Genomic DNA, 23801 nt, shown 5'->3' with positions numbered 1-23801 from the left:
CGGGACGAAGGCAATCCTTACTTCACCGTAACGGCATCGAGGATCACTTGGATGTCAGGAACAGTTGCTTCCTCGCCGACAAGCGGATTGTTGGCCTTCAGGACCAAGAACTCCTGTGTCAAATTCACGGTGGTTTCGCCCGCACGAGTCCGGAATCCGACGGTCTGTCCACCGGCAGCTACCAGTTCGACCTCGAGGATCACCTGCATGGAAGATTCCACAAAACGGCTGGAGACAGTGTAGTCCTGAGGGATCCTGATCTTCTTACCCTTCTTCTTCCCTTCGATCCTCTCCACAAAGCTGTAGCGCAGGGTATTGCCCGTGCGCGGACGGACCGGCACTTCCAAGGTTACCTTGTCTTCCTCATCAAGGAAGGGAGCAGCAGGACCGGTCGGCTGATCGGCCGAGTCGATGATCGGCGTCGGGACTTTCGTGATTACGCGAGAGAACCGCTCCGTTACAGGGATGCCATTGAAGAGGCTAGGCGGGCCAGGAACAAATTGCTCGCGAGCACGTGCCGAAATATCCTCGTTGGTGGGGAACTGGTAGGCGAACTCTTCGACATTCGTCATCCCGTCCCTGTCGATATCACCCTTCGGGGTCAGGTCGCGCTTCATCGTCCCAAGCGGGAAGGTGGTTTGGACGAAGCCGTTGAAGCTATCCACGAAGGCCACCTTGGCGCGGAAATTACGCTCGGAGAAGTCACCCGATACGCCATTGGTCAACAAATTCCGCTGATACCGCAGGTCCATCACGCCGGTTTGACCGACGTCGAAGAAGAACGGAGGCAGATTGTATTGCTGGACCGTCGGAATCGGCAGCAGCACCGGGTTCTGTGGGATGGTCGGGGGGAACTGCAGGAAATCCTCGGCATCGTTCAAGATCGAGAAATAGAACTGGTCTCCCGGACGGATTACTGAGCGGTCATTACCCGTCCATGTGATCCTGCTGATCAAACGGGGATCCATCTGGTAGATATCGCCATTCCATGTGCCGGAGGTGAAGCGGAAGCCGGCGCGCGTGCGGGAGGCGGGATTCACGGCCTCCAAGTTCGGCACGATGGTCACCGGAATCGCAACCGGATTGAGATCCGGACTACCGAGGCGTGGGAAGGTGAAGATGTATTGGCCCGGAACGATCTCCTCGTTCATCTGCTTCAGAGCGGCCACGGGCGCATTGAAAGCTCCCACCGTGGTATTGAGGCTTACCGTGGAAGGCAGACCAACCACTACCGCCGTGCCAGGCTGGAGATTGATGTTAAGGGTCGGATCATTGCCGTTCGGAACAATTTCGCTCAGCGTGACCAAGTTACCTTGTCCGCCCACGCTGTAAAAGTCGGTGATGGCGTCCACGTCGTTCAGCGCTTCCCGAATGGCTGCAGCCCATTGCGGACCGGTCATCCCGGGGACAAGCTCGTCATCTTCGTTGATGAAAGGACCCGTCACCGCGACGGGGACGGAAAGCGGCGAGCCCGCAATATCGGCACCAGTGACGATTACCTCGATGTTACCGTCGGCCAGCACGTTGCCCAAAGCCTGTGCCGTTTCCACCTGGCGGACCGAGCCGTAGGGACGAATGAGTTCGTAGCGGGACTGATCATACTGGCGCACCACCGCCGTGCTGATGTCGTAGAAAGTAACCACCGCGTCGTCGCGGAAGTTCTGGAGCGGGCGCGGCAGCTTTGAAGGCGGGCCGGAATAAAGCTGGGGAATCTCCGGGCGGGACGGCTCGATCACGAACGCGGGAATCACGCTCGCCACCGACCAGTATTGATTGTCATCGCGCACGCCGTCGCGATCCACATCACCTGTCGCGATGAAGCCGGTGGCACCAAGCGGACACGGCGGGATATTGCTGGGCGGGAAGAAGAAAAGCTGCGGGTCGATGACGCAGGCACCGTCAAGAATGACCAAGCCGTCGCGAAGGAAAAGGTTCAATTCGCCACCTTCGAAACGGAGGGTTTGGCCGCTAATCTGATAGTGGGTTTTGTTTGCACCCAATGCCATGACCAAGTCCGCTTTCGCGGCCTGAACGGTCATAAGGGCTGCAAGGGTGAGCAAGGTCCGGCGGGTTTTCATGTGGGAAAACCTTCAGCCCCTCCCCTGCTTTGACAAGCAGATTCTTGGCGCAAACGCGCTCTTCACGGCGTCTTCACATTGATCCGCAAAAGCCACTGAATGCAATGTCAATGCCATGCCACACAACACGCATTAGCGCAAGCCCCGAAGGAGCAATTCCGCATTGGTTTTCGTAGCGCGGAGGTTCTTGAGAAGGGTCTCGATGGCATCCCCCACCGGCAACTGGGCCAGTTGTCTACGAATATCCAAAACCTTCACGAATTCTTCAGGATGGTAGAGGCGGTCGTCGTTGCGGGTGCCGCTCTGCGGGATGTGGATCGCCGGGTAAACGCGGCGTTCCGCAAGCTCCCGGTCCAAGCGCACCTCCATGTTACCGGTCCCCTTGAACTCCTCGAAAATCACGTCATCCATCCGGCTCTCGGTTTCGATGAGAGCGGTTGCGAGAACGGTCAAACTACCGCCCTCCTCGACATTCCGCGCATTCCCGAAGAACTTCCGCGATTTTTGGAGCGCTGCCGGACTTACCCCGCCGCTGCCAATCGGCCCGCCTTGATTCGCGGCGTTATGGCCCCGGGCGAGACGGGTCAAGCTATCCAGCAAAAGCACGACATCCTTCCCTTGCTCCACCAAGCGGCGCGCCCGTTCGATCACAAGGTCCGCCACTTGGGCGTGCCGGCGCGGTGCCTCATCGAAGGTTGAAGCATAGACCGTGGTCCCCACCGTTTCTTCGAAGTCGGTAACTTCCTCCGGGCGCTCATCCAGCAGCACCACGATCAATTCGACCTCGGGATGATTGCGCCGGATCGACTTGGCGATCTGCTTGAGCAAGATCGTCTTGCCTCCACGCGGCGGAGCCACGATCAGGCCGCGCTGGCCCTTGCCAAGCGGGGCGACGAGATCGAGGACGCGCACGCCGATGGCCTCCGGTCCCTCACCCTCCAGCACGATGCGGCGGTCCGGGAAAAGCGGGGTGAGCTTGTCGAACTCCTTCGGAGTCTTGTACTCGGCGAGGGGGATGCCCTCGATCTCCAAGATCTCGGTGGCGGAAAGATACTTGTCACGGTCCCGCGGCGCACGAATCCGGACTTTCACGCGATTGCCCGCACGCAGGTTGTGATCGCGGAGCAGGTGCCCGTTCACGTAAAGGTCATCCGGACAAGTGCGGAAGCTGCGGGCGGGGTCGCGCAGCATGGCGTAGTTCTCCTTCGCTTGTTCGACGATTCCCTCGCCGATCAAGGTGGCGCCCTCGTTCGCGTAAAAGCTAAGGAGCTCGAAAATCAACTGGGTCTTCGGTGCCCCGGGAGTGATCCGCGCCGGCACCGCTTCCGCCATCGCGAGCAACTCTCCCAAAGGCTTGAGGCGGAAGGAATTGATATCGATCACCTGCGGGGCAGGCGCGGTTTCTTGGACGGCGGCAGAGGTTCCTGCGGGAAGCTCGGGGAGCTCGGTGTCTTCGCTCATGATAGCGTGGGATTGGAGGAAGCGCCTGAGTTGCGCTTCAAGGACGGTGGCCGGGCCTTCATTCCAGAACACATGATCCGCACGGCGGAGCTTTTCATCCTGGGGCATCTGGGCCGCGAAAACGGCATCGATTTTAGCATCGTCGAATCCGTTGCGCTCCCGCAATCGTCTGCGCCGGGTTTCGTTTCCGGCGGCAACGAGGAGATTCGCCTGTTGGCCGAGGTCGAATCCGTTCTCGAAGAGCAGCGGAATGTCCGCAACGAAGAGGGCCGCGCCCATTCTGCGGGCGGATGCCGAAGATTCAAGACATTCCTCGCGGACCCGGGGGTGGACGATGCCTTCCAGATCCTTACGTGCATGCGGGTCCTGAAACACGATCTCCCGCAGCACCGCCCGGCTGACCGATCCATCCGCGGCGATCACTCCGGAGCCGAAACGAGCTGCAATCGCATAAGCGACCGGTCCCGGCTTGGCCAAGAGCGCGTGTACACAAGCGTCGGCATCAAAAAGCACCGTGCCCGGGAAGATCTCCGCGAGAAGACGACAGGCCGTGGATTTCCCGCTCGCGATCCCACCGCTCAGGCCGAAGACGTGCATGGGCCGAGATAGGAGCGGGAGACCGATCCGTGCAACTGGCAAATCCAACCGACTCCCGACGGAAAGAAAACGGGCGGAAGGTTTCCCTTCCGCCCGCGTGATTGATCCTTTGATCGTTCTAAGCTTACTCGGCCGGAGGCGGCGGAAGCAGATCGGCACCGCCGGTGGCGGTCGGGAGAGCATCGCTCACCGGCGCATTGCCAGCGGTTGCAGCGCTCTCGCGGATCGGCTTGCCGGTCGCGTCGATGATCTGTGCGGTAACAAAGATGATCAGGTTGCTCTTGATCCGGTTCTCAGCCTTGGACTGGAACAGGCGGCCGACGACCGGGAGGTCACCAAGCACAGGCACCTTATCTTCAACGGTTTGCACGTCCTCGCGCATCAGGCCACCGACTGCGACGGTGTAACCGTCGAAGATGGTGAGGGCCGTGGTCACGCGGCGGCTCGAGAACACCGGCATCTCGATCCGGTTTTCCGTGATGGTCACGGTCGTCGGGTTGCCGAGGAAGTCGGTGGCAGGCGATTGGATCGGGCTGCCGTAGTTCACAAAGCCTTCGAACTCGACGATGTCCGGAGCGAAGCGGAGGTCGATCACGAAGTCGTTACCACCGATGGTGGGCTCGATTTCGAGGGTAACACCCGTGTTGCGGGTTTCGAAGGAGGTCGGGGTAGCAGGGGTCACCGGGAAGATACCGGAGTTACCACCGCCGATGCCGATACCACCACCACCGGTCGCACCGATCGAGTTCGGAAGTTCCGGGGGCTCGTATTCGGTCGGGTAGATGAATTCGCGGATGATCTCGATCAGCGCCTTCTCACCCGAGCGGGCGGTCACGCTGGGAGCGGTCATCAGGTCGGTGCCCTTCTTCTGGGCGAGACCGCGCATGATGAGCTGCACCTGGCCATCCGAGAACAGACCGGTGAGAGCAGCGATACCCGGTGCCGGGCTGGCGCTCTGTGCGGTGCGGTTCGGATTGTTCAGGACGGCATCGATGTTGTTGCGGTTGATCGCGCCGTCACCGGAACGAAGACCGGCGGTCACGATGTCGCTCACATTGGTGCCGGTCGCAGCCGGGACGCCCGGGATGTTCACGCCGGAAACGGTGCCGATGAAGTCAGCATTCGTGCGGGTCTGGCCGGCGCTCACCGTGCCACCGCCGAGGAAGACGGAGTTCGCGGAGAGACCGAAGGGCGAGACGATCCAATCGAAGCCGAGCTCGTCGGTGTTCTCCTGGGAGATTTCCACGAACTTGGTGGAGATCTTCACCTGCTTCGGCGTGTCCTTGCCCATGTTGTCCACGATGCCCTCGATCAGGTCGAGGTTGGTCGGGGTGTTACGGACGAGGAGCGTCGAGTTGCCCGGGAAGAACTTGGCCGAGGCGCCTTCCGGGAACTTCACGCCGTTCTGCTTGAGCAGATCGGTTTCGTTCGCGCGGGGCTGGATACGCGCACCGGTGCCGCCACCGGCATCCGAAGCGAAGGGATCGGCATCGCCACCACCCGCGTCGGCTGCGCCGCCACCGCCAAGCTTGGCGAGGAAATCCGGCGGAACGCGGAAGGTGCGGTTGAATAGATCTTCATCCGTTTCCGTGGCCGGCACGAGGGTCACGGCGTATTCGTCGACCTTGTAGCGCAGCTTGGTCTGTTCGCAGATGTACTTCAGGGCTTCAGCAAGCGGAACGTTGCGAAGGCGCAGTTCGCGGATGCGGAGGGAGCCCGGGTCCGCGGTGGCACCGAGACCGCCAGCGGCGTCGGCATCCAGAGCGGCATCACCGCTGCCGCCGGAGCGGGGCTTGCGAATCACGAAGTTGATGCCCTTGCGGGTCGGATCGGCTTCCTTGGTGTCCAGCTCGCGGGAGCGCAGGCGGAGGAAGTCGATGGCCTCTTCCACGGAGGTGTCTTCGAAGTCGATCACCGGGATGGTGATGTCGCGAAGCTTTTCGAGGATGTAGGTGGTGCCGCCGGAAACGACATTGCTATCGGTGCCGGAAGCCGGGATGTCCGAAATGATCGGCGGAACGGAAAGCTCCCATGCCGCGTCCACCTGCGAGAGAAGCTCGGCGCGGGTGTGGTCGTAAGCGGCGCGATAGTAATCGGTCTTGGCCTGGGCAAGGCGCTCCATACCACGACGGGCGGCCTTGTTGAAGGGGTCCACGCGGATGACGTCCTCGTAGTGACGGAAAGCGTCGTCATACTTGCCGAGGTTGTAGGCACCTTCGGCGAGGTAGAGGCTGCGGCGGACCTTGTCGACGTTCTCGGTGTGCTCGTAGGTGAGCGCCGGGTTCGTGCGGATCGGATCGTCAAGCCACTCGTTGATGCGCTTGGCATCCACGTTGTGCGGATCTTCTTCGAGCACCGCAGCAGTGAGGGAGCGGGCTTCTTCATACTTGCCAACCCGGCGGTAGGCATCACCCAGAGCGGTGGAAGCGTCGCCAAGGTGGGCGACGAGGACGGCGCGGCGATCGGCAACCATCGGCGCATCCGGGAGGACGGCGAGGGCTTCACGATACTTGTCCACGGCTTCCTTGTACTTCTCCTTCGCGTAGGCCTCGCGGCCTTCGACGAGCAGACGGTCCGCGTCTGCAACCGCGTTTTGGCGGCGGATCATTTCCTTTTGGGCGAGACCGCTATAGCCGCCGCCGCCGGAGTATCCTTCGCCGGCGTTGGCAACCGTAAGGGTGACCGGCATGACAGCTGCCAAAGCCATCAGCGTGGCGGCAGTCTTGCAGGTGCGATTGGTTGGCGTTTTTTGCATGGTTGGGGCTGTGTTCTGCCGGTCAGACCGGCGATTGGGAAGCGATTTTTTCAAAAACGAATTGATTTACTTTGTAGCTGTGCCGCCCTTTGGAATTGAAACGGTTTTCGTCTCAGTTCCCTCGGTGTACTCAACCTCGATGCCTTCCGGCGTCACTGTTTTGAGGAGGTACTTCTTCTCTGTCGCGCTCGGCGGCAGGGCAAAGGTAGTGCCTTCCTCGACCTTGAATTCCTTACCCGATTCACCGATGGCCTGGAGATCCAGCACCGCGGTGCGATCATAGTAGGCATTGGCATCGATCTCCGCGTCCGGGAGACCATACTGGGATTGGTACTTCGTGCCCTTCTTGTTGGGCTTGAGGTCTTCAAACTCGGCCACGTTGACGTTCTGCGTCAGGCCGGTGCGCTTGCTAGTAACTTCCTTCTGGACGATACCAATGAACTTGAAACGGTTCTGGAAGGGCTGCTTGCCGATGAAGAAGGTGTCCCCCGGAGCGAGCATCTCAGCGGCACCTACACGGTTGTTGAATGCCTTCTTGTCCGGCATCTGGCCGAGGAGCTTCGGACCCCACTTGCCTTCCGACTCGAAGCCGAACTCGACATACCACTTGATCGACTCGTCCTTAAGGTAGGCGAGCTTGTAGATGAGCGGCGGGATGCTCTTGCCATCGACCGGATCGGTCTTCGCCTCGTATTCGTCGAGGTTGGAGAAGCCGTCGCTGTCGTCGTCGCGCTGCGGCGAGTCGGCGAAGGTCATGTTGGCACCGGTCTTGATCCACCAATCGTTCGGGATCGGCGGATGAACGACGCGACCACCCGTGGCGAGCGGATCGACGGGATCGGTAAGGTTGTTCTTATCGACGAAAAGCGGCACGCCGATGAAGAGATCCACCGGGCGATCCCCGGCTTGGCCCACTTCGATGGTGCGGTTCGAGGTCAGCGAGTTCACCGCCTTGGCGGTGGCCGGGGCTTCCGGGATCGCGATCTCGTCTTTACCCGACTTGGGCACCGTGGCGGAGAAGTCGTTTTCGACTGCGCCGAGTTTCATGAATCCCATGGCGGCGAAGCCGATGGCACACACGCCACCAACGCCGAGCAGGATCTTTTCAAAGTTTTTCGGTAGCTTGGACATGGACGTGGGTTTGTTAAGCCTTCGCGTCGAGGAATTGGATGATGTCGATGCGGAGGAAGACATTGATCTTCTCTGCACCGAGGACTTCTTGAAGGATCACACCGCTGCCACCGGCAGCAGGCGCGGCGGCCTCGGGAGCGGGGGCAGGAGCAGCAGCGTCAGGAGCAGCGGGGGCGGCGGCATCGCCTTCTCCCGGCAGCACGAAGCCACCGGCAGCGGCACCACCGAAGGGATCGGCGGCAGGCGCGGCAGCCGCGCCTTCGGCACCGGCTTCCTCCGTCTTGAACTGACCATCGGCAGCGGTCGGAGCCTTCAGCTTCTCGTTCACCACGCGAACCGAGCGGATCACATAGTAGAACTTCCCGGAGTCATCCAAGGACGAGAGGAACTTGCGCAGGACATCTTCCTTGCCGTTGAAGGAGATTTCGATCGGCAGGGCGCGGTAGCTCTTGCCCTTGCCGTCGAAGACCTTGCCTTCTTCTTCTTCAAGCAGCGGGCGGGTCACGTTAAGCACCTTGGCCGGGCCGGAAGCGGCGAGGCTGGCGAAGAGGTTGCTGATGGCTTCCAGCTCGTAGCTCAGGATGCCGGTGGCTTCCTTGCGGGCCGGGGCGTCCTTGTAGGCTTCGAAGCCGATGAAGAAGTCGGCGGGCACTTCACCCTTGGCATCGGTGATCGCCTTGGTGGCGGCTTCGAGCGCCTTCTTCACGGCGTCGTTGAAGTCACCGGGCTCGATGTTGGCCGGGGTCGGCGCGCGGAACTTGTCGAAGGCCTGCTCCAGCTTGGAGACGGACTCCTTGTAATCCTTCACGGCCTTCTCCTTCTCGGAGAGGTTTTCGTCGTTCGGGAAGACAGGGCCTTTCACCATCTTATCCACTTCTTGAGCGGTGGTGTCGAACTCCTCCTTGGCCTTGGTGTAGCCATTGCCCGCGCTGACCGCCCAAGCGATCAGGCCGGCAGCGGCGACGGCGGTGATACCGCCGAGTCCGGCGGCGAAACGGTTTTCCTGGATCCAGCTCATGGTCGAGGGCGTGTTAAATTGGGGTGACGATCAGCGGACGGGAACTTCGCGGGAAAGCGGGATGACGACGACAAAAGGAGCAGCGAATTCCTCGGCGGCCGGGGCGCTTTCCAATTGCTTGACGATGTTCTGATCCGGCACTTCGACCGGCTCGGTGCCGAACTTGGCCGGGGTCTTGCCGGAAGCGGCGGTCCACGGCAGCGCCTCGAACTTGAGGTGCTGCGGATTCGCGCGGAGCTTCTTCAGGATGTCGTAGATGACATTGCTGCCGCGTGGATTGCTGCGCCAGAAACCGGTGATGCGGATGGCATTCGCGGTCGGCGTGATTTCCGGAGCGGGCGGAGCACCCTTCGCCGGCTTCTTGCCAGCATTCGGGCCTTCCACCTTGATGCTCTCAAGGGCGGTCTGGCCGTAGTTGATGCTGTAGAACTCGCCCTTCACGGTCGAGCGCGGCTTGTTGTCCTTCTCGAAGGGCTGATAGCCGAAGACCGGCTCGAAGTCGGTGATCCAGACCGCCTCGCTGGCGAATGCCGCTTGGACCTCCTGGATGGTTTCGAGCCAGAAGCTGCGCTCCTCTTCGGTCTTGGTGTATTGAGAGGCGCGTTCCACGAGCGCGGCCTGCTGCTTGGTCTGGGCCTGCAGCGGCGTGTTGTATTGCTCGAGGGCTTCCTTCTGCTCGGTGAGGCTCTTGAGTTCACCTTCGGCCTTGGCCTTGGCGAGAGTGTTGAAGAGCCCCCATGCGGCAAGACCGCCGAGGAAGAGAGCCGCCGCTCCGATAAAGAAGGGCTTCTGCTTGTCCGCGGTACGGGCGGCCTGAACCTTGGTCGGAACGAGGTCGATGTTGATCGCGGACTTGCCGATGCTGCGCAGGCCGAGGCCCACCAGCTCGCCCATCAGGTGAGCCTCGCGGCCCAGCTTCTCGGTATCGACGTTCTTGCCGACGGAGATGGCGCTGACGGGATTGAAGAACTCCACCGGCAGGTGCAGCTTTTCTTCGAAGAACTCCTTGGTGTAAGGGAGGTTCGCGCCACCACCGGCGAGCACCACCATCTTCGGCGCATTGCCGCCGTGCTGGCTGCGGTAGTAGTTCGTGGTGCGGGCGATTTCCGCCGGCAGCTGGCCGAGGGCATTGCGGATGGTCGAGGCGAGGGCCGCCGTCGTCTCATCGAGCTGCTCGGTGTGACCGCCGCCGAGGGCCACCAGACCGCTCTGGGTCTTGTGGGCTTCCGCCTCGCCGAAGGGCACGCCGTACTCCTTCGAGATCGCCGAGGTGATCGAGACGCCGCCGCGGTTCACGCTGCGGGTGAAGAAGCGCTTGCCTTCGATGTAAAGCAGGTCGGTCGCCTTCGCGCCGATGTCGATCAGGAGGACCGGCTCGGTGACATTCGGATAGGCGGCGCGGAAGGCATTGTAGAGCGCCATCGGGGCGACATCCACTTCGGCGGTGCTCATGCCGGTGGAGGTCACCGACTCGTTGAGTTCGTCGAGGGATTCAGCCTTGATCGCAACGATCACGACTTCCTTCTCACCGGAGCTTTCGAGGATCTCGTAGTCCCATGCGACCTCTTCCAGCGGGAAGGGGACGTGCTGCTGGGCTTCGAAGGTCACCAGCTGCTCGATGTCATCGTCGCCCAAGGGCGGAAGCTTGACGAAGCGGGTGAAGACGGACTGGCCGGAGACAGCGTAGCGGACCTTGCCCTTGGCCTTCAGCCGCTGGCTGAGCTGGCCGATGGCGTAGGCGATCTGGGCCGGACGGGAAGCCTCGGTGGCCGGATCGGCCAGCACGGTTTCACTGTCGTAGGCCTTCAGGACGAGGCTGCTGCCGGACTTCGATGGCTCGAAGACGGCCATGCTGACCCGCTGGGAGCCGATGTTTAATGCGATTGAGGACTGGTTGTCAGCCATGACGGGCTTTGGGAAAAAGACGGGAATTCGAGAGCGGACGCCGGGGAGGGAAAGCCGCGATCAGCGCTCCTTCTGGATCTCCGCGTAGCGGTCGTACCAGAACATTTGGAACGGAGTCTCGTTCTTGTTGAGAAGGGGGAACTTGTCGCTCTGGTCGGAGAGGCTGCCGGACGACCACCAGCCTTCCTTCTGCTTCACGGAGGCTTGGCCGACCTTCTCGCCATCGACGAGAACTTCGAGGCCGACGGCTTCTACGGCACCCTTGCCAGCCTTGTCCTTACCGGTCAGGCGCTTCAGGGCGCTGGGCGACATGTAGACGGAAGTGAAGACTTCTTCATCCACCGGCACGTTGATGTGCTCGATCGTCTTGGAGAGCTTGATGAAGCCCTTGCCATCCGGGTTCTTCATCGCCACGTACCACTTCACGGTGACAGAGTTGATGAAGCCGATCTTCTTCTGCTCCGGCGTGCCCGGGAGCTTGAAGCCGGCTTCGACCTCGAGCCAATCCTTCGGTTTGAAGGCCTTGTCCTTGCCGGCCTTGATGTCCGGGGACGGGAGGTCATCGAAGGTGAGGTTTCCCACCTCGCCCTTTGCCTGGGCGGAAACGGATGCCGGAAGCAGTGCAAAAGCAGCTGCGGTGGCGGCGACGGCGGCGAGTGCCGACCTACGGACGGTAGCAAAGCGATGTTTCATGGTGGGCTTTAGGTTTTTGGAGAACTAGGGAAAGCCTCCGGGTATTGACCAGAGAAATCCTCGTAATTCAGGAGAAAAATCCGTCAGGTATATACATCGAAACTGCCGTGCATCGACGGCCACGGTTGACAGGCGGAGGGCCCGGCGTTTCTGCTCCTGCGGTGAGTTCCCAACGCCCCGTGCTCAAGCCCTACCAACCCTTGGTGGTTGGAAGCTTCGGAAATGCGGAAAGCCTTGCAGCCGCAAGCATTGCCGAGGCGAGGGTGGCCTGCGACCTGATCGAGATCCGGCTCGATCTGTTGGACGTGGAAGACATCCTAACAGGATCAAGGCCTTGGGTACATCTGGAGGGTCTCCCGCTGCTCTTCACCGCCCGCCGCGGAGATGAGGGAGGAGCCGGAGATCTGGATGCCGGGAAGCGCCTCGAACTGCTCCGGGCGAGTCTTCCCGACGCGGCGATCATCGACATCGAATTGGCTTCCGTGGATGTGAGCGGAAGCTTGAAGGAGGAACTGCGTGAGCAGGGGCTGTCCTGGGTGGCGTCCTGGCACGATTTCGAGGGCCGGGACGATAGCTTCGGCAGGATTCCGGAACTGGCGGCGGAGGCGGCCAAGGCCGGTGCCTCATGTTTCAAGGCGGCGGTTCGACTGCATGATCTGGAGGGACTTAAGAAACTTGTAGCGCTACAGAAGGCGGGAGCTGAGATCCCGCTGGCGCTGATGGGGATGGGGCCGCTGGCACCGGCTTCCCGGGTGCTGTGCGCGCAGCACGGAGGGGTGCTAAACTACGGCTACATCGGGAATGCGCCGACGGCACCGGGGCAGTGGAGCGCCCGGCTGCTGAAGGAGGCGATCGCGGACTCGGTGGGGATTTGAGGCGCGGGGTGGAGGGCGTTCGGTGGATCCGGGCGGTTCTTTCAGTTGCGAGCTCCTCGCCCCCCTTCAGGGGGCCAATTTTTTTGACGCGTAGACCCAGGGTTGCGTCGCGTTGCTCCTTACCCTGGGCTTTCTCCTTGTCGCCCCGTTGGGGCTTTTGAGATGGGCTGCGTCGCCTCGCTCCTTACCTTAGGCTTTCTTCTTTTCGCCCTTTGGGGCTTTGGAGGCGCGAGTTCGAGTGGGGTAACTTTAGGTCCAAGGTTCCGACCGCCCCCCGCCTGACCTTTCGGAGAAAGGTCCCTGCCTCTCAAATCCTCAGGGTTGCGTGCGTTACTCCCGGGTCACCCGACAACTTCGACGGGGGCCTGCGGGAGGGCGTCGAGGAAGAGGCGGCCGTAGCGTTTGGTCAGGATCCGGTTGTCGAGGATCGAGACGAGACCTTGGTCCTTTGCGGTGCGAATGAGGCGGCCGACGCCTTGGCGGAGCTTCAGGATAGCCTCCGGGACGGAGTATTCCATGAAGGGGTTCGCCCCTTCCGCTTCGAGTGCTTCCAAGCGAGACTGGGTGAGCGGATGGTCCGGCACGGCGAAGGGCAAGCGGGTGACGACCACGTTCGAGAGCGTTTCCCCGGGCACATCCACGCCGGTCCAGAAGCTGTCGGTGCCGAAGAGGATGCTGTGGATATCCTTCCGGAATTCCTCGACCATGCGGTGACGCGGCATGCCATCGCCCTGAACCAGCAGGCGCCAGCCGCGATCCTCGAAGTGGCGGCGGAGCGCGTCCGCGGCGTTTTTCATGGTGCGATAGCTCGTGAAGAGCACGAAGGCCTTGCCCTCGCTGGCTTCGACGGCGGCGCGGATCGCTTCCACAAGCGCCTTGCCATAGGCGGGAGCGGTGGGCTCCGGCATGGTTTTCCAGATGCGGATCTTCATCTGGCGCTGGAAATCGAAGGGACTGCCGATGCAGAGGGCGGGCACATCCTCCGCGCCGACCCGGCCGCGGAACCAGCCGAGCAAGGGATCCCCCACCCCGAGCGTGGCGCTGGTCATCACGCAGGTTTTCCCCGGCGCGAAGAGCAGGGTGCGGAGCTTGTCCGCCACGCGGATCGGCGCGGCATGCAGGGAGAAAAGGCTCTCATCGCGACCCGAGCGCTCGATCCAGTGGACATTGTCCTCCCCGCTCTGATCGAGAAAGCAGCCGATGGCGCCATGGGCCTCGCGAAGCTTGCGGGAGGCATCCTGCAGCTCGGCGCGGGTCGTCTCGCTTTCCACATCCGCGGCGAGGGCATCGATCTCCGTCCAGAGGCGACGCAGGGGCTCGGCGGCGCTATTCGGCACCAGCTCCGGTTGGCGGACGCGCCATTCCTTCGAGTACTCGCCGAAGTGCGCGGCGTGGCCCAGATCGCCGAAGAATTCGTCGGCCGCCTTGATCGCGTCTTCCACCGCGAGCAGCGCGGACGACTTGCGGAAGGAGCGTAACAAGCCCTTGCGGGTGCGTGGATTGTAGAGCCGCTGGAGATCGAAGCGCATGCCCGCCTGACTGACACGGAGGCCTAGCTGGACGGCGGCGACTTGCTCCAGCGTGTGCGCCTCATCGAGGATCACGAAGTCATTCGGAAACAGGAAACCGGAGGGCTTCTCGTTTTCCAAGGAATCCCCGGTCTCCAGCAGGGCGAAGAAGAGCGTGTGGTTGACCACCACCAGCTTGGCCTCGGCCGCGGCCTTGCGGGCTTCCTGGAAGAAGCAATTCCCGCGCGGGCCGCAGTGGCGGGCGGTGCAGAGGTGCGCCTCCGAGCAGACCTGCAGCCAGACCTTCATGGAGGGCTGGAAGTCGAGATCGCTCAGGGTACCATCCTTGGTGCCCTCCGCCCACTCGCGGATGCGGTTCAACTCCTCGTTTTCCGTGGAGGTGAAGAGGTCGCCGGATTGCTCGAAGGCGCGGCGCAGGCGGAGCGGGCAGAGGTAGTTTCCCCGACCCTTCAAGAGCACGGCGGGAAGTTCCTCACCCAAGATCTTCCGAACAATTGGTATATCTTTACGGATCAACTGCTCCTGCAAGTTGATCGTGTGGGTGGAGATGATCGCCTTGCGCCCGCTCTGAAGGGCGAAGCGGGCGGCGGGGACGAGGTAGGCGAGCGACTTGCCCACGCCGGTGCCGGCTTCCGCCACGAGGCAGCGTTTCCCGACCAAGGCTTCGGCCACGGCCACGGCGAGTTGCTGCTGCTCGGCCCGGAATTCGAAGTCCTTTGACCGGGCGAGGGCGCCGCCGTGGGAGAATGCCAAGGCGATCTCCTCGACGAAGGCATCGGGCAGGGGCTGGCCCTCGAGGGAGGCGATCATGCGGCCCGCATTTGCACTGTGGAGCGAGCCCGCTGCCAAGCACCAAACCGGCGATCTTTACAAACCGCCAAGTCGCCGCATGCTCCGGGCGGATTCCCCGCCATGCCGCGCATCCTCGTTCCGCTCATCCTCGCCATCGCCGGCGCTCTTCTCGCCTTCAAGGTGGGCCCTCTCGAACGGGAGGCGGTAGCCGAGCAAATGGAGAATTTCCCCGGCGTGCAGGAGCAGGCGCACGCACTGCGCCCGATGATCGCCATGGCGCTGTGCATGCTGCCGGCGATCGGCGGCTTCTTCTACATCATGAGCGGCACGCTGGCCCGCTACGTGACGCGGCAGTTCCTGGTAATCTTCCTGATCTGTCTCGGCGGCCTCTTCGTGGTCTGGCTGGTCGCGGATCTGGGCGATAATCTGGACGACCTGAAGCTGGCTCCGGAGCCGGTGAAACTGGCGCTGAAGCTCTACACGGTGCGGCTGCCGGAGATCATCGTGATGCTGCTGCCCTATTCGCTGCTGCTCTCGATCCTCTACTGCCTGGGCCGCCTCTCCCGCTCGCGGGAGATCGTGGCGATGATCCAGACCGGCCGCGGGCTGGCCCAGCTGACGATGCCGTTCCTGGTTGCTGGCACGCTGGCCGCGGTGCTGTGCGCGGGGCTAAACTACCAGTGGGCCCCGGCCGCGATCGGCGCGGAGAACTCGATCCTGCGCGAAGCCAAGGGCATCGGCGGTGTGGCCGAGCCGAACATCCGCTACCGGAACTTCCAAGCGCGGCGGCTTTGGATGGTGGGCTCCTTCCCGCGCGATTACCAAAAGGGCGTGCCGCTGCAGGATGTGACGGTGATCCAAGAGCACCCGGACGGTCGTCTGAACACAATCATTTCAGGCAAAACGGCGGCATGGTCGCCGACGACGGGCGTGTGGACCCTGACCGAGCCGCGGCAACGGGTCTTCGGCGAGAACCGCTACCCGGACTTCGTGAAGAACCTGCCGGATCCGATGCGGATCGAGGGCTGGGAGGAAGTGCCGACGCAGATCATCCGGCCCGGCCTGCCTGCCGAACAACTCGGCATCCCCGATCTGAACGACTGGCTGGAGGCGAATCCCGACAATAGCTGGGCGAGCCGCGGCGGTCACCTGACGCAGTGGCACTACCGCTGGGCGCAGCCGGTGAATTGCCTCATCGTGGTGCTGCTGGCGACGCCGCTGGGAGTGGTATTTTCGCGGCGCGGGGCGAGCGGTGGCGTGGCGATGGCGGTCTTCCTGTGCGCGGGGATGCTCTTCGTCTCCAACGTGTGCCTGAACCTGGGCGCCTCCGGCCACGTAAAGGCGGTGTGGGCGGCATGGCTGCCGAGCATCATTTTCGGCACGATCGCGGTTTACCTCTTCCAGCGCCGCTTGGCGGGCCGCCCGATTTACCAGACGCTGATGAAGTTCCTGCCGTCCGGGGCCTGAGGGCTTGCGGCGACCGATTTCCGTTTTCCATGGCACTCAACGAATCCTGGCACATCCGTTCGCGCGCACGCGCTTGCTCCGCCACCGAGCGTCCCTTCGACGACGGCGAGAAGATCATGACCGCGCTGTTTCCGGATCCGGAGTCTTCCGGCTACGTGCGGAAGGACTTCAGCATGGACGCGTGGAAGGCGCGGACCGCGGAGGACGAGAAGGCCTTTTGCTTTTGGAAGACCGTTTATCACGCGCCGGTGGCCGGTGCGGAGAAGCAGGACGCCTTCAAGCGGGAGAGCCCGGAAGAACTGCTCCGCCGTCTGGTGGAGGAGGGGGAAGAGCACACGGAGAACGCCCGCTACATCCTGGCGGTGATGCTGGAGCGCCAAAAGGTGCTGCGCGAGACGGACACGCAGCGCACCCCGAGCGGGATCCTGCGCGTCTACGAGCACCGCAAGCTGGGTGATGTTTTCATAGTCCGCGATCCGGACATTCCGCTGGCCGAGGTGGAGAAGGTGCAGGAGGAGGTGATCCTGCTGCTGGAGCCGGGGCGGAATGTGGAAGAGGAAGCTCCTGTTGAAGAGGCGGTGCCGGTTTCGACGGAGGAGCCCGTGGAGGTAGATGATCCTGCGGCAGGAGAGGCCGAGGAGAGCGCGGCGATTTCCGAGGATGAGGCGGCTGAGAGCGGCTTGTCCGCGGAGGAAGCGATGCTTTCCGAAGAGAGTGAGGAGGATGCGGTTTCCGAGAATGATTTCGTCGCGGAAGAAGGCGACGTGGAAGCCGGGGAGAAGGCTTGAGGGAGGGTGCAATACGCATCCCAGAGGGTGCAGTGGAGCGACCTTCAAACGCCCGCAGGAGGGTGATATATGCGGCGGAATCGTCGCAAGCGATTCAGCGCTAACAGGCGTAGCGTGCGTGGCACGGCCCTTGCGAGACAGGAATGCTGAAACGCTTCGCCATGAATACATCAAATCTCTTCCGATCCCTCCGGTGGATGATGCTGGCCGCAGCTATCAATACTGCTACAGCAACACCGGAGATGGGCCCTGAAGGCGGCCCGGACACCGCCGACTTCATCGCCATGGACATCAAGGCCGACCGACAGCTGGTGGGCTGCAAACTGGATGTCTCGGTCGATAATAGCATCGCAACCGTCAGCGGTACCGCTTTGTCCCTACAACAAGCCGAGCGAGCTGTCGCCCGAGCCAAGTCCATGGAGGGCGTGCGCGCTGTCGTGAACCGGGTACGAATCATCAATCCGGTGGCAAAGGATGCCGTCCTAGCCGAGCGGGTGGAGAAGCGCTTGGTGGCTCATGGAGCGATCGATGCGACCCGGGTGAAGGTGAGCGTGGATCACCGTCTCGCGACTCTGAGTGGCGAGATCGGTTCTTGGGACGAGCAGGAGCTTGCCCGCGAAATCGCGACCGAAATCCCGGGAATTTCAGAGGTGGACAACCGCCTCGAAGTGACCTTTGACACGGTGCGGACGGATGATGCGATCCGCGAGCAGATCCGCTATATGGTGGCGGACAACCCGCTCTTCACCGGCGTGCACGTGGATGTGATGGTGAAGGAGGGCGTGGTCAGCTTGGGTGGCGAAGTCGGCAGCCCGGGTGAAAAGGATCAACTGGTGCATCTCTCGCACGTGACCGGCGTCACTGAAGTGTGGGCGGACGACATCATGATCAACAGCGATCTGGCGATGGAAGGCATGGGCGGGAAGGTGCCCAGCGAGCACGATACGCTGAAGGCCTTCAACGCGGCGATTGCTGCCGATGAGCGCTTGGTGAATGCGGACATCCGCGGCGAGTTGACCGAGCGGGTGCTGAAGATCACCGGCACGGCTCCCAGCCGCGAGGCCCGTAGTGCGGCTGAGTCCACCGCGCGCGGTCTTCCGGGCATTTCAATCGTATCGAACGAGATTCGCGTGACTGGCGAAAGCAGCACGGCTCAGAACGTGAAGGATCCCCGCGTGGCGGCCGTCACTCCGTGACACCGCTTATACAGGCAAGTCCCGCAGTTCCATCTCTTCGGAGGGAGACTGTAGGCCGCGGCTCTCATAGAGGGCCGCGATGTCTTTGGCTTGGGCCTCATAGAGGTCGGTAAGGTATTCTTCCCCGGAAATGGGAATCAGCGATTGCCCCTCGGTGCGGACGAGATGGGCTTGATAGATGGTCTCAAGCGTTCCCTTTACTTCCAGTGAATCGAAGTAGTCGGGAAGCAAGAAGGCCATTGGGGGATTGGAGGTGAAGTGATAGCGGCCATCCGTATTCCATGATTGGAGGATGCCCTGATAGATCTCCGTGTAGATGTGGCCTGCGGAAATGCGCGTGGCTACGAGGCTGACGAATTGGGTCCAATCGGGAGAAGCGTAGGTCACGAACTCCATGCGGAGATCGTTCGTGGGGGAGTCCCGGCGTTCGGCCATGACGAGCTGCCAATTCTCCATCGGGGTGTTGGCGGACTCTTTCTTCCAGCGCTCTGTCAAATCGCGGTCGGCCTCTGCGAGCGGTAGCGGAATCCGCTCGCTCCAATCGAACTGCAGCCGGACCAAGCGGGGGGATGAAGTGAGCTTGAAGATCGTGAGCCACAGCGCGAGCCACGGGTGGGTGGCCTGTCCCCTTAACAGGATGGAGAGCGGCAGGCGGTGCTGATAGAATTTCGAGACCTTCCGCATGCGGAGCGGGGGCAGCGGCTCGATCGACTTGGCCGAGAGCTTGTGAAGCGCATGGGGCGGGACACCGGTTAGATAGAGCCAGCCATCCCGGAACGCTTGTGAGCGCAGGCCCTGCAGCGATTGGCTCCAACGGGCGGCACCAACCACCAAGCCGAGGCCTATCAACACGAAGAGGAGAAAGCCTGAGAAAACACGGTCTCTCCCGCCTATTTTCCCAAGCGCCGGGACTTCGATTTCGGCACCCGAGATCAGCAGCCCGACCGCGGCGAACAAAAAGGCAAGGCCGGCGAGCATCATCGGCCCGGTCCAGCGACCTTTGCGCTTCGTGCGCCGGAGTTCTTCCACCGAGAAGAAGCCGGAGATGGTCACGCTGGTCGCGCCCCCTGCCCTTCCGGCGCTGAGACGGGCGATGAGGATGATGGCCAGCAACCCGATCCACGCATAGTGATCGAAGCCGTTCAGCTTGCAGAAAACGAACCAGGCCATCCCGAGGATCGAGGGCAGGCACGCAACCAGCAGGCCCTTGCCTCCGCCTTTGATGACTTGGAAGCGGCGCAAGCCGGGTGTGAGATGCTCGTCCCGGCCATCGCCATTGAGCGCGATGGGGGGCAAGGCAGTGCCGGGCCTCACCAAGAGGTAGCCGCCCTGCACCATCCAGCCCTCGGCAGGCGGATCGGCAGCCACCTCGCTTTCAAGCGGCGGGGCATAGGGGTTCAACGCGTCGTCCGGCATGGCTCAAGGCTTCCAGCCGACGAGCTTGCAGACGCGCTTGAAGTGGGCGGCTTCGACCGGAGTGATCGAGAGGCGGGTGCCCTTCTGCAGCACTACCATGCCTTCGAGCGAAGGGTCTTCCTTGAGCGTTTGGAGCGGTATCTCGGCCTCGAATTTCGCGACGAAGTCGAAATCGACGAGCATCCAGCGCGGGTTCTCCTTGGTCGATTTCGGATCGTGGTACTCGGACTTCGGATCGAACTGGGTCGGGTCCGGATAGGGCTCACCGGCCACCTTCGCGATACCGGCCACGCCGGGCGGATTCGTGCTCGAATGATAGAAGAGCGCGAGATCGCCGGGCTTCATGTCATCCCGCATGTAGTTGCGCGCCTGGTAATTCCGCACGCCGCTCCATGGCTCGCGCTTGGCCTTCTTCAGGTGATCGATGGAGAAGACGTCGGGCTCGGATTTGATCAGCCAGTAGCGCATGGGCCGCAGACTAGCGGATGGGCGCTGGCTGGCAAGGCGCGCCCGCGGCTCAAAGCGCGTTCACCGGTTCGCGCATCACGTTCGCCTTCAGATCGTTTCTCGGGTCCACGCCATCGGCGCGATAGACCACCACCAGCGTGCGTTCGCCGGGATTTTGCAGCGCGCTACCCGAGTAGAAGCGGCGGAACTCGCCTTTCGCATCCACGGCTCCGAGCTGGAAGGGAACATCCTTACCCTGCGCGATGGCGCGGTCCAAAGGCTTGCCCGGCAGCAGCACGAGCTTCTCCGCACCCATGACCAAGCCCACCGTGACCGGTGCGATATTCAGGATCCGGATGCGCCCCGCGGGGGCTTTCTCCGCGCCGTCGGGAAGAACCAGCGCCGTCGGCTTGGCCCAAGTTCCCTTGTTGCCGTCCGCACGCCAGAGGATCACCAGCATGTCGCCATCCGGCGGACGTTGGACCTGGAGCCAAGGCTCGGCCTGCCCGTTGTCGCCCTTGTAGCGAAGGACGAGCGGACCGGCTCCCGCGGGGATCTTGAAGCCCTCCGTCACCTGGTTCAGCAGCATCCGCGCCTCGGCACCGCCGGGCTGGCCGGAGCCCACGATCAGCTCGCGCGGCGGGATGCTCCCTGCGGGCGGCTCAAGCTCATAGGCCACCCCGTCCCGGATCTCTTGGCGGAACGGCGGCAGATCACCCACCGCGAGAAAACGTACCTGCCGCCCGGCTTTCTTCTCGTCCTTCGGCGGCTCTCCATCGTCCTGGGCACAGAGCACTCCAGCCGTGAGAAGCCAGACAAACGCGAGAAGGCGGCCGAGGGTCATCGCGGCCACCGTGACATAACACGCCGTGGAGACAAGCGGGCAGTGCTCCGCAAGATCACTCCCACTCCAGTTCCAGCAGCGTCACCCCTTGCCGTGGCAGGGTAAGCAACACGGCAGAGAGCTTCTCCTCCTCGATGAAGCGCGGCTCTTCCTTCAGCTCCACCAGCTTGCATGCTTCTTCCAAGTCGGCGATCTGCTGGGCCGTCGGGGTCTGAGGAGATCCCATCGCCTGCCATGCGGTGAAGGAGTTCGAGTGGGTTTCATCCACCAGATAGCGCTTCACCTTCGGCACCCCCTTCGGCGCGCCTAACAGATCGATCCGCAGCTCGGCATCCGGACCGCGCAGATCGTCGTCGTGATAGTGCCAGGCGAGCACCGTGATCTTCTTGCCATCCGCCGCGGCGAGTGCCGACACATCGGGCTTCCCCCGCACGCCGGAACGGAGCATGTCCGGCAGGGATACCGCCGAGTCGCTGGATACCGGCAGGCGCGAGCCGCTCATCTTCGAGAACATGCGGAAGACATTCAGCACCGGCTTGTCGATCCCGTTGGTCGCAAGCGAGCGGAAGCCGGCGAAGTAGGGTTGATCCTCGAACTCGAAAGCCCAGGTAAGCGCGCCTTCCAGATTCACTCCGTGCTTGTCCGCAAGATCGAGCTTCCGCGGGAAGCTGGCCGCGGTGTAGCTGGAATACATGGTGCCATTGCGGTAGGCGAGGTTCGGTCCCTGACAGGCCGCGCAGCCTTCCGGGTCGGACTCGCCGATGACGATCGGCGTGTCCCTCAACTCCGGATAACGCGCGATCACCGCGAAGGCGCCGTCAATATCGCGCAGCTGGCTTGAGATGCCCATCTGCACCCGACCGTTGATATCCTTCGGCTGGCCCTTCGCGTGGAAGGAGATGAAGTCGATCGGCGTACCGGTCTCGCTGGTCGCCTTGTTTTTGCCCTTGATGCAGTGATCGAGGAAGGCCCGCAGGAAATCCCCGCCGGCACCTCCCGCAAGATCCGGGCCACCCACCTTTGCATCCGGGATGGCACGGCGAACGGCACGGATCGCGTGATCATGCAGCTTGAAGAACTCGTCGCGAGTGCCGCGCCAGTAGCCGATGTTCGGCTCGTTCCAGGTCTGCCAGTACCACTTCAGCACCTCCTCCTTGCCATACTTCTCCGCGGAGTGCTTCGCCCACTGATAGACGAGATCTTCCCACTTCGCCCAATCCTTCGGCGGGTAGGTCCAACCGGTGTAGATGTCGTCATACTTCGCGAGCGGGGTCCAGTGATGACGGTAGGGCTCGGGCTTGGCAGAAAGCGCCTGCGGCATGAAGCCGATCTGCACGTAGGGACGCACGCCGTTCTTCAGGTAGGTATCGAAGATGCGGTCAACGATGGTCCAGTCATACACCGGGTTTCCCTGCGCATCCTCGGTGTAGGCATTGGTCGAGCCCCACTTCAATGCCGGAGTACCATCGCCGGTGACCAACAGGCTGTGGGCACGGAAGAAGACCTCCTTCGGTTTCATCGAACCGAGATGCCCCAACAACTCGTCGCCATGCTTCATGTAGGCGTAGTTCGGCTCATCCGCGCCGAAGAAACGCCAGATCGGTTTGAGCTCCGCACCGGGCCGCTCCACGTCCACGCGGATGGTGACGGGAAAGGATTCCGCCATGGCGGACCCGGACAGGAGGAGCAGCGCGAGGGTTTTGATGGAGGTCATTCGCCCCACATTGAAGCAGTAGACCCCATCCGCGCTTGTAGGGAATCACGTCGCAAACGTCCTAATCCGGACCTCAGGCCGAGGCCTCCTGCATCGGCGGCGGCACATTCGGGGACGGTGGCTTCACCCAGGCCGGAGCCTTCGGTGTGGCATCGGCATAGATCGCCACCAAGGTCATCCCGATCAGACCGACGAAACCCGCGTGACCCACGGTCATGGCCGTGGCCATGCCGACGACGAAGGGCGTGAAGATGAGCAGGCCCACGACCATGAAGCTGGGCTTCACCTCATAAGCATGGATCACCAGACGCAGGCGGGAGCGGGCCAGCGACAAGCCCATCACCGTGTAGCAGATCGTCGCGGCCACGGCATTGAGGTGGTAGAAGAGTCCGGCCTCCTTCGTGACCACGCCTGCGAAGCCGATGGGAATTCCGCAGCCGACCGCCGCGGAGCCGATGAAAAGCGCGATCACCGCGATGCGCGCGAGCAAGCCCTTGAACGACGAAGCCCCGATGGCGCCCGCACACATCATGGCCGAGAGGGCGACCACGCTCAGCGAGCAGGCCAGCTCGCGCAGCACTTCGATGGCACCCACATTGTAGCGCACGATTACATAGGGCAGCAGCGAGATGAAGGTGAGCACGGAAAGCCCCCAAAGCGTGATGAACTTCCCCCTCACCACCTTCCAGCGGTTGAGCTTGGTGAGCAGCAGGAGCTCGTGGTTGCCCTCATCCAGCTCCTGCCCCATCAGCACCAGTCCGCCGAGCGGCATGATGATGGCGCAGATGATCGTCACCACGATCCAGAAAGGACCCGAATCCCACAGCAGCTCGACATTGAGCATGCCGGCATACTTCTCGAAGGAGTAACCGCTCTGGTCCTGGAACTCCACCAGCAGGGCGATGATGGCGAAGATGTGGATCCCCAAGAAGGGATAGACGAAACTTCCCCGCCGCATGTTCTGGCGGAGTTCCTTCACCAGCATCGCACCGAAGCGGTCCGGAAGGTCGTTCTTGTCGTTAGCCACGGCTGCCATCATTGCGGAGGAACAATTTCCGGCAAGTCAGAAGCAAGCGAGAAGAGGTGGTGAATTTC

General features: G+C 62.3%; 17 protein-coding genes. 4 read left to right on the top strand and 13 right to left on the bottom strand.

From position 1 onward, the window contains the following. Positions 1-17: 17 nt before the first annotated feature. The 7 genes from OJ996_RS04870 to OJ996_RS04840 form a co-directional block, all read right to left on the bottom strand. A complete protein-coding gene (locus tag OJ996_RS04870) occupies positions 18-2078 on the bottom strand; it encodes a hypothetical protein (protein WP_264511773.1) in 2061 nt (686 codons plus the stop codon). A 132-nt stretch (positions 2079-2210) separates the two neighbouring features. After that, a complete protein-coding gene (gene rho / locus OJ996_RS04865) occupies positions 2211-4136 on the bottom strand; it encodes a transcription termination factor Rho (RefSeq protein ID WP_264511771.1) in 1926 nt (641 codons plus the stop codon). 124 nt (positions 4137-4260) lie between these two features. Continuing rightward, positions 4261-6891: an Amuc_1098 family type IV pilus outer membrane protein gene (locus OJ996_RS04860; RefSeq protein ID WP_264511769.1), complete on the bottom strand. Its 2631-nt coding sequence runs from the start codon at positions 6889-6891 to the stop codon at positions 4261-4263. Positions 6892-6957: 66 nt separating this feature from the next. After that, the gene (locus tag OJ996_RS04855; RefSeq protein ID WP_264511767.1) at positions 6958-8022 is read right to left on the bottom strand and encodes an Amuc_1099 family pilus-like system protein; all 1065 of its coding nucleotides are present in this window, start codon (positions 8020-8022) and stop codon (positions 6958-6960) included. Between the two features lie 13 nt (positions 8023-8035). Further along, on the bottom strand, positions 8036-9040 hold the full coding sequence (locus OJ996_RS04850) for an Amuc_1100 family pilus-like protein (RefSeq protein WP_264511765.1): 1005 nt from the start codon (positions 9038-9040) through the stop codon (positions 8036-8038). Positions 9041-9070: 30 nt separating this feature from the next. Further along, entirely contained in the window at positions 9071-10945 is a 1875-nt protein-coding gene (gene mul2B / locus OJ996_RS04845; protein WP_264511763.1) for an Amuc_1101 family PilM-like pilus complex protein, read from the bottom strand. Positions 10946-11005: 60 nt separating this feature from the next. Further along, positions 11006-11638, bottom strand: a complete 633-nt coding sequence (locus tag OJ996_RS04840) for an Amuc_1102 family pilus-like protein (RefSeq protein WP_264511761.1) — start codon at positions 11636-11638, stop codon at positions 11006-11008. Positions 11639-11799: 161 nt separating this feature from the next. Between OJ996_RS04840 and OJ996_RS04835 the strand changes: the two genes are divergently transcribed. Then, positions 11800-12513 (top strand): type I 3-dehydroquinate dehydratase, encoded by a 714-nt coding sequence (locus OJ996_RS04835; RefSeq protein ID WP_264511759.1) that lies wholly within the window; start codon positions 11800-11802, stop codon positions 12511-12513. Positions 12514-12854: 341 nt separating this feature from the next. On the opposite strand, the gene OJ996_RS04830 is transcribed toward OJ996_RS04835, so the two are convergent. Next, a complete protein-coding gene (locus tag OJ996_RS04830; protein ID WP_264511757.1) occupies positions 12855-14852 on the bottom strand; it encodes an ATP-dependent DNA helicase in 1998 nt (665 codons plus the stop codon). 102 nt (positions 14853-14954) lie between these two features. Here OJ996_RS04830 and OJ996_RS04825 point away from each other — a divergent pair, with 102 nt between their 5' ends. The 3 genes from OJ996_RS04825 to OJ996_RS04815 all read left to right on the top strand — a co-directional run bounded on the left by OJ996_RS04825 (position 14955) and on the right by OJ996_RS04815 (position 18285). Next, positions 14955-16301 carry an LptF/LptG family permease gene (locus tag OJ996_RS04825; protein WP_264511754.1) on the top strand — a complete coding sequence of 449 codons (1347 nt, stop codon included), beginning with the start codon at positions 14955-14957 and terminating at the stop codon, positions 16299-16301. Between the two features lie 29 nt (positions 16302-16330). Next, entirely contained in the window at positions 16331-17089 is a 759-nt protein-coding gene (locus OJ996_RS04820) for a hypothetical protein (RefSeq protein WP_264511752.1), read from the top strand. Between the two features lie 161 nt (positions 17090-17250). After that, on the top strand, positions 17251-18285 hold the full coding sequence (locus tag OJ996_RS04815) for a BON domain-containing protein (RefSeq protein ID WP_264511750.1): 1035 nt from the start codon (positions 17251-17253) through the stop codon (positions 18283-18285). A gap of 6 nt (positions 18286-18291) precedes the next feature. Here OJ996_RS04815 and OJ996_RS04810 read toward each other — a convergent pair whose 3' ends face one another. The 5 genes from OJ996_RS04810 to OJ996_RS04790 form a co-directional block, all read right to left on the bottom strand. Further along, positions 18292-19701, bottom strand: coding sequence for a hypothetical protein (locus OJ996_RS04810; RefSeq protein WP_264511748.1), 1410 nt, complete (start codon positions 19699-19701; stop codon positions 18292-18294). Between the two features lie 3 nt (positions 19702-19704). Further along, positions 19705-20169, bottom strand: a complete 465-nt coding sequence (locus OJ996_RS04805; RefSeq protein ID WP_264511746.1) for an EVE domain-containing protein — start codon at positions 20167-20169, stop codon at positions 19705-19707. A 49-nt stretch (positions 20170-20218) separates the two neighbouring features. Next, positions 20219-20992, bottom strand: coding sequence for a hypothetical protein (locus OJ996_RS04800; protein ID WP_264511744.1), 774 nt, complete (start codon positions 20990-20992; stop codon positions 20219-20221). A 55-nt stretch (positions 20993-21047) separates the two neighbouring features. Continuing rightward, on the bottom strand, positions 21048-22706 hold the full coding sequence (locus tag OJ996_RS04795) for a GH39 family glycosyl hydrolase (RefSeq protein WP_264511742.1): 1659 nt from the start codon (positions 22704-22706) through the stop codon (positions 21048-21050). Positions 22707-22779: 73 nt separating this feature from the next. Next, positions 22780-23742, bottom strand: coding sequence for a hypothetical protein (locus OJ996_RS04790; RefSeq protein ID WP_264511740.1), 963 nt, complete (start codon positions 23740-23742; stop codon positions 22780-22782). Positions 23743-23801 lie beyond the last annotated feature (59 nt).

Origin of the sequence: Luteolibacter rhizosphaerae, from assembly GCF_025950095.1 — a bacterium.
GTDB classification, from domain to species: domain Bacteria; phylum Verrucomicrobiota; class Verrucomicrobiia; order Verrucomicrobiales; family Akkermansiaceae; genus Haloferula; species Haloferula rhizosphaerae.
The sequence above is the reverse complement of the archived record's forward strand: the minus strand, read 5'-3'. Positions and strand labels throughout refer to the sequence as shown.